General features: G+C 69.7%; 6 protein-coding genes. 4 read left to right on the plus strand and 2 right to left on the minus strand.

Translation table 11 applies throughout. From position 1 onward, the window contains the following. Positions 1-105: 105 nt before the first annotated feature. Complete coding sequence (locus AB4K12_RS30575; protein ID WP_362259874.1) at positions 106-2,982, plus strand: vitamin B12-dependent ribonucleotide reductase; 2,877 nt, start codon at positions 106-108, stop codon at positions 2,980-2,982. A gap of 148 nt (positions 2,983-3,130) precedes the next feature. On the opposite strand, the gene AB4K12_RS30580 is transcribed toward AB4K12_RS30575, so the two are convergent. Beyond that, the gene (locus AB4K12_RS30580) at positions 3,131-3,484 is read right to left on the minus strand and encodes a MerR family transcriptional regulator (RefSeq protein WP_362259876.1); all 354 of its coding nucleotides are present in this window, start codon (positions 3,482-3,484) and stop codon (positions 3,131-3,133) included. A 102-nt stretch (positions 3,485-3,586) separates the two neighbouring features. Between AB4K12_RS30580 and AB4K12_RS30585 the strand changes: the two genes are divergently transcribed. Both AB4K12_RS30585 and AB4K12_RS30590 read left to right on the plus strand, forming a co-directional pair. Then, positions 3,587-4,372: an amidohydrolase family protein gene (locus tag AB4K12_RS30585; RefSeq protein WP_368437987.1), complete on the plus strand. Its 786-nt coding sequence runs from the start codon at positions 3,587-3,589 to the stop codon at positions 4,370-4,372. 122 nt (positions 4,373-4,494) lie between these two features. Continuing rightward, positions 4,495-5,100, plus strand: a complete 606-nt coding sequence (locus AB4K12_RS30590; protein WP_086570164.1) for a YdbC family protein — start codon at positions 4,495-4,497, stop codon at positions 5,098-5,100. 61 nt (positions 5,101-5,161) lie between these two features. On the opposite strand, the gene AB4K12_RS30595 is transcribed toward AB4K12_RS30590, so the two are convergent. Next, positions 5,162-5,788: a TetR/AcrR family transcriptional regulator C-terminal ligand-binding domain-containing protein gene (locus AB4K12_RS30595; protein WP_368437989.1), complete on the minus strand. Its 627-nt coding sequence runs from the start codon at positions 5,786-5,788 to the stop codon at positions 5,162-5,164. Positions 5,789-5,976: 188 nt separating this feature from the next. Here AB4K12_RS30595 and AB4K12_RS30600 point away from each other — a divergent pair. Further along, a partial coding sequence (locus AB4K12_RS30600) for an ATP-binding cassette domain-containing protein (protein WP_368437991.1) occupies positions 5,977-6,240 on the plus strand: 264 nt, incomplete at its 3' end.

Genomic DNA, 6,240 nt, shown 5'->3' on the forward strand with positions numbered 1-6,240 from the left:
CCATCAAGACCTGCCCGGCGCGCTGAGCGCAGCCGGGTGACAGAACACATCGCGCCCCGGAAGAATTAGGCGCATTAGGGCGTTTTGCCCGAAGAGGGAGGCGGCATGACCGAGACGACGAGCGGCTCCGCGCGAGGTTCCCGCTCCAAGGGAAACAAGGGCGGCAAGGGGCTGCGGATCGAACGCGTCCACACCACCCCCGGCGTACACCCGTACGACGAGGTGGTCTGGGAGCGTCGGGACGTCGTCATGACCAACTGGCGCGACGGCTCGATCAACTTCGAGCAGCGTGGCGTCGAGTTCCCCGACTTCTGGTCGGTGAACGCGGTCAACATCGTCACCAGCAAGTACTTCCGCGGCGCCACCGGCTCCCCCGAGCGTGAGGCCAGCCTTCGCCAGCTGATCGACCGCGTCGTGCTCACCTACCGCAAGGCCGGTGAGGAGCACGGGTACTTCGCCTCCCCGGCGGACGCCGAGATCTTCGAGCACGAGCTGACCTACGCCCTGCTGCACCAGGTCTTCAGCTTCAACTCGCCGGTCTGGTTCAACGTCGGCACCAAGCAGCCGCAGCAGGTCTCCGCCTGCTTCATCCTCTCCGTCGACGACTCCATGGAGTCCATCCTCGACTGGTACAAGGAAGAGGGGATGATCTTCAAGGGCGGTTCCGGCGCCGGCCTGAACCTCTCCCGCATCCGCTCCTCCAAGGAGCTCCTGTCCTCCGGCGGCAACGCCTCCGGTCCCGTCTCCTTCATGCGCGGCGCCGACGCCTCCGCCGGAACGATCAAGTCGGGCGGTGCCACACGTCGCGCGGCCAAGATGGTCGTCCTCGACGTCGACCACCCCGACGTCGAGGCCTTCATCGACACCAAGGTGAAGGAGGAGGAGAAGGTCCGCGCCCTGCGCGACGCCGGCTTCGACATGGACCTGGGCGGCGACGACATCACGTCCGTCCAGTACCAGAACGCCAACAACTCCGTCCGCGTCAACGACGAGTTCATGAAGGCCGTCGAGACCGGCTCGAAGTTCGGGCTGCGCGCCCGGATGACCGGTGAGGTCATCGAGGAGATCGACGCCAAGGGCCTCTTCCGCAAGATGGCCGAGGCCGCCTGGGCCTGCGCCGACCCGGGCATCCAGTACGACGACACGATCAACCACTGGCACACCTCGCCGGAGTCGGGCCGGATCACCGCGTCCAACCCGTGCAGCGAGTACATGCACCTGGACAACTCCTCGTGCAACCTCGCCTCCCTCAACCTCATGAAGTTCCTCCGCGACGACAACGGCAACCAGTCGTTCGACGCCGAGCGCTTCGCCAAGGTCGTCGAGCTGGTCATCACGGCGATGGACATCTCCATCTGCTTCGCCGACTTCCCGACCGAGAAGATCGGCGAGACCACCCGCGCCTTCCGCCAGCTGGGCATCGGCTACGCCAACCTCGGCGCCCTGCTCATGGCCACCGGCCACGCCTACGACAGCGACGGCGGCCGCGCCCTGGCCGGCGCGATCACCTCGCTGATGACCGGTACGTCCTACCGGCGCTCCGCCGAGCTGGCCGCGGTCGTCGGCCCGTACGACGGCTACGCCCGCAACGCCGACGCCCACCAGCGCGTCATGAAGCAGCACGCCGACGCCAACACCTCCGCCCGGCGCATGGACGACCTGGACACCCCCGTCTGGGCCGCCGCGACCGAGGCCTGGCAGGACGTGATCCGCCTCGGCGAGAAGAACGGCTTCCGCAACGCCCAGGCCTCCGTGCTGGCCCCCACCGGCACCATCGGCCTGATGATGGACTGCGACACCACGGGCGTCGAGCCGGACCTCGCGCTGGTGAAGTTCAAGAAGCTCGTCGGCGGCGGCTCCATGCAGATCGTGAACAACACGGTCCCCAAGGCGCTCAAGCGTCTGGGCTACCAGCCGGAGCAGGTCGAGGCGGTCGTCGCCCACATCGCCGAGCACGGCAACGTGATCGACGCCCCGGGCCTGAAGCCCGAGCACTACGAGGTCTTCGACTGCGCCATGGGCGAGCGTGCGATCTCCGCCATGGGCCACGTGCGCATGATGGCCGCCGCGCAGCCGTTCCTCTCGGGCGCGATCTCCAAGACCGTGAACCTGCCCGAGTCGGCCACCGTCGAGGAGGTCGAGGAGGTCTACTTCGAGGGCTGGAAGATGGGCCTGAAGGCCCTCGCGATCTACCGCGACAACTGCAAGGTCGGTCAGCCGCTCTCCGCCAAGAAGAAGGAGAAGGAGGAGGCCAAGGCTCCCGTGGCCGCCCCCGCCGTCGCGGAGAAGGTCGTCGAGTACCGCCCGGTCCGCAAGCGCCTCCCCAAGGGCCGCCCGGGCATCACCACCTCCTTCACGGTGGGTGGCGCCGAGGGCTACATGACCGCCAACTCCTACCCGGACGACGGTCTCGGCGAGGTCTTCCTGAAGATGTCCAAGCAGGGTTCGACCCTCGCGGGCATGATGGACGCCTTCTCGATCGCCGTGTCGGTGGGCCTGCAGTACGGCGTGCCGCTGGAGACCTACGTCTCGAAGTTCACCAACATGCGCTTCGAGCCGGCCGGCATGACGGACGACCCGGACGTGCGGATGGCGCAGTCGATCGTCGACTACATCTTCCGCCGCCTGGCGCTCGACTTCCTGCCCTTCGAGACCCGCTCCGCCCTGGGCATCCACTCCGCCGAGGAGCGCCAGCGCCACCTGGACACCGGTTCGTACGAGCCGGCCGACGAGGAGGTCGACGTCGAGGGTCTGGCCCAGTCGGCCCCGCGCCACGTCGAGCCCGCGAAGCCGGAGGTCCCGGCGCAGCCGGCGGCCGCCGCACCGGCCCCCAAGCAGGTCCACAACTCCACCGAGCTCGTGGAGATGCAGCTGGGGCTGAACGCCGACGCACCGCTGTGCTTCTCCTGCGGCACCAAGATGCGCCGCGCGGGCAGCTGCTACCTGTGCGAGGGCTGCGGCTCCACCAGCGGCTGCAGCTGAGTGTGAGCCCTGGACGAGCACGAGAATGAGGTGCTCGGAGCTTTAGGGGCTCGGAGTGAGGTGTCGGCGGTTTCGCCGGCACCTCACTTCTGCGTATGGGGCCCGTGGCCGCCGCGGTCGGCGCGGCACTGCCGCACCGGCCGCGCGGCTACCCGGCGTGCTCGGCTGCCGCGATGGTGCGCTGCAGGGTCGCGCGAGCCTGCGCCAGTTCGTCCGCCCGCTGATCGAGACGGGTGAGCTGGGCGCGGAGCTTGTCCAGCACCCCTGGGCAGGGCCGCAGCGAGCCGTCCGCGACGGAACAGGGCAGCACCTGCCGGATCAGGCTGGTGGAGAGCCCGGCCGCCAAGAGGGCGCGGATCTGCCGGACTCTCTGCTCGGCGGCATCGTCGTAGTCGCGGTATCCGTTGGCATGACGGATCGAGGCGAGAAGGCCGACGCTTTCGTAGTAGCGGAGCAAGCGCTCGCTCGTCCCGGTTCGTTTCGCCAACTGCCCGATCAGCACTGCTTCTCCCCCGAACTTGACCTTGCCATGGTGTCAACGTTCAACGATGGGACCGGCGGCGGCATTCCGTCGCCGTCACCGCTCCTGAACAGGGGAAATTCGTTGATCATCGACGCGCACAGCCATGTCCACGATCCCGTGCACCGGCACATCGCTCTGCTGGACGAGGCGGGAGTCGACCGCGCGGTGCTCTTCGGCACCCGGCCGCACCCCGAGCGGGCCACCGATCCGGCCTCGTTCCGGCGGGAGATGAGCGTGCTGCACGAGACGGTCAGCGGGCAGTCCGGCTGTCCGGACGGCCACCAGGCCGCCCAGCGGGAACTCGCCGCGGCGTGCGCCGCGTACCCCGATCGCTTCATCGGCTTCGGCAAGGTCCGCCTGGACCAGCCGGCCGAACAGATCGCGGCGGAGGTCGAGCGGGAGGTCGTCGGCCGGGGTTTTCGGGGCATCGGTGAGCTGACCCCGCCACCGGACGGGGCCGCTCGGATCGAGCCCGTTCTGCGGGCAGCCGCCGATCATGGCGGGTTGCCGGTCGTCGTGCACGGGTTCGCGCCGACCACGGCGGGAGACCTGGCGACTCTGGCCGGACTCGCGCGCCGCCACCCGAGCGTCCCCGTGGTGATCAGCCAACTCGGCGGTCTGAACTGGCTGACGGCCATCGAGCTGGCACGGGAGACCCCGAACCTGTTCCTGGAACTGTCGACGGCCGGCGTCATCTTCGCGGTTCGGCTGGCGATCGACGAGGTACCCGACCGCACGATGTTCGGCTCGGACGCGCCCTACGGCGACCCGTTCCTCGCCCGGGCCACCGTCGAACGCGTGACACGGCCGGGCGCGCTGCGTGATCGCGTCCTCGGCGGCACCCTCGCAGAGCTGCTCGATCTCTGACCGCGCGTGCGGTCGCGACCGTTCCGACCGCCTTGTTCCGACCGCCCTGTTTCCGACCGTCCTCCCGGGTGTACTCCTCGGGTACGTGACCCAGGCCACTGCCGGGGCCGTACGATGGGTCGGTGCTGGTCAAGTGGATTCGCTGCACCGTGGTGGACCGCCGGGGCTTCGAGCGGGGGCAGCGAAAGTGGGCGGGACTCCTGGGCGAGCCCGGATTCCGGGGGCAGGGCGGCGGCTGGAGCAGGGCCCGCCCTGACGTCGTCCATCTCTTCGGCTTCTGGGAGAACCGGGCCTTCTACGACTCCTTCATGGCGCGTTCGCACGACAGACTGGCGGCCGCGCAGGTCGGCACGTACACGGACATCCAGGTGCGGCTCTTCGAGCATCGCTTCGACGTGAAGGTCGGTTTTCAGCCACAGTTCGCGGACGCGGACGTGGTGCGGTTCGCACACTGCCGGATCCGCGAGGAGCGCGTGGAGCACTTCACGCTCATGCAGGAGAAGGTGTGGAATCCGGCGATGGCCGGATCCCCGGGAATGCTGCGGGGCGTGTTCGGGGAGGCGCCGGGTCAGGAGTTCCTGGTGCTGTCCCTGTGGAACTCCGAGGCCGAACACGGCAAGTACCGGGCCGACCGGGTCGAGCGCCTCGGCCTGCGCGCGCAGACCGAGGCCGATGTCGCGGCGATCACCGGTGACGTGGTGAAGATAGAGCAGTCCTGGACGGTGTGACCTCCGGGGTTCGGTGGTCCGGTGGCGGTGTGGCCGCCTTGGCGTGGCCGGCCCGGCATGGTCAGCCCGGCGAGGCGTGGGCCCCGGCGCGGATCGCGGCGAGCGCGGCGCCGGCGGCCTGGTCCGCCGCGGCCGCGTCCAGGGGCTCGCGGGTGATGAAGAGCCGCAGGAACAGGGGCGCGGAGACCGCCCGCACGACAGCGCCCGCATCGGTGGCGGGCGGCGCCTCGCCGCGCTCGACGGCCCGCTCGATCAGCGGCGCGCAGCGCGCGAACCGCTCGGCGTAGAAGCCGCGCAGCGCGTCGGCGGCGCGGTCGGACTGGAAGGCGGCGGCGATGAAGGCGGTGGGGGCCGCCGCGCTCGCCGGGTCGGTGAAGGTCTCGACGATCTCGAGGGCGAGGGCCCGCAGGTCCCCTTCGAGCGACCCCGTGTCAGGCGGGGTCCAGCTGTCCTCGCCCGCGAAGTCCAGGGCGTCGGCCACCAGTCCTTCGACGCCGCCCCAACGCCGGTAGAGCGTGGTCTTGTGCACGCCCGAGTGCTCGGCCACGTATTCGATGGTGAGTCCGGGATAGCCGTGTTCGACGAGGCCGGCGAGGACGGCGTCGCGGACGGCGGCGCGGGTGCGGGCGGTGCGTCCGCCGGGGCGCAGCGTGCCCGGGGCGCCGGGGGGAGGGGCCTCCGAAGGCAATTGCAACTCCAGTTGTGTTAGTGGATGGGCTATGCCATGCTGAGGGTAACGCAACTTCGGTTGCGTTTGATGGTTCCCGCGGGCGGCGCTCATCGCCTGCGGTCATCGCGTGTCGTTCCTGTGTCGCCTGGTGTCGCTTGTTCGTCCTTGGGGGGTCGTCCATGCCTGCTCAGCTTTCTCTGCGTGAGGTGTCCGTCAGCCGAGGGGACCGTCTGCTTCTCGACGGCGCGTCCCTGTCCGTGCGACCCGGCGAACGGATCGGCGTCGTCGGGGAGAACGGCGCGGGGAAGTCCACGCTTCTGCGACTGCTCGCCGGACTCGAACAGCCGACGGACGGCACGGTGGTGACCCTGGCCGACGGCGGCATCGGCCACCTGGGCCAGACACCGGCCCTGCCCGCGGACACCACGGTCGCCCAGGTGATCGACGCGGCGCTCGCCGACCTGCGCGCC

The sequence above is a fragment of the Streptomyces sp. C36 genome, assembly GCF_040932295.1.
GTDB classification, from domain to species: Bacteria; Actinomycetota; Actinomycetes; order Streptomycetales; family Streptomycetaceae; genus Streptomyces; species Streptomyces triculaminicus.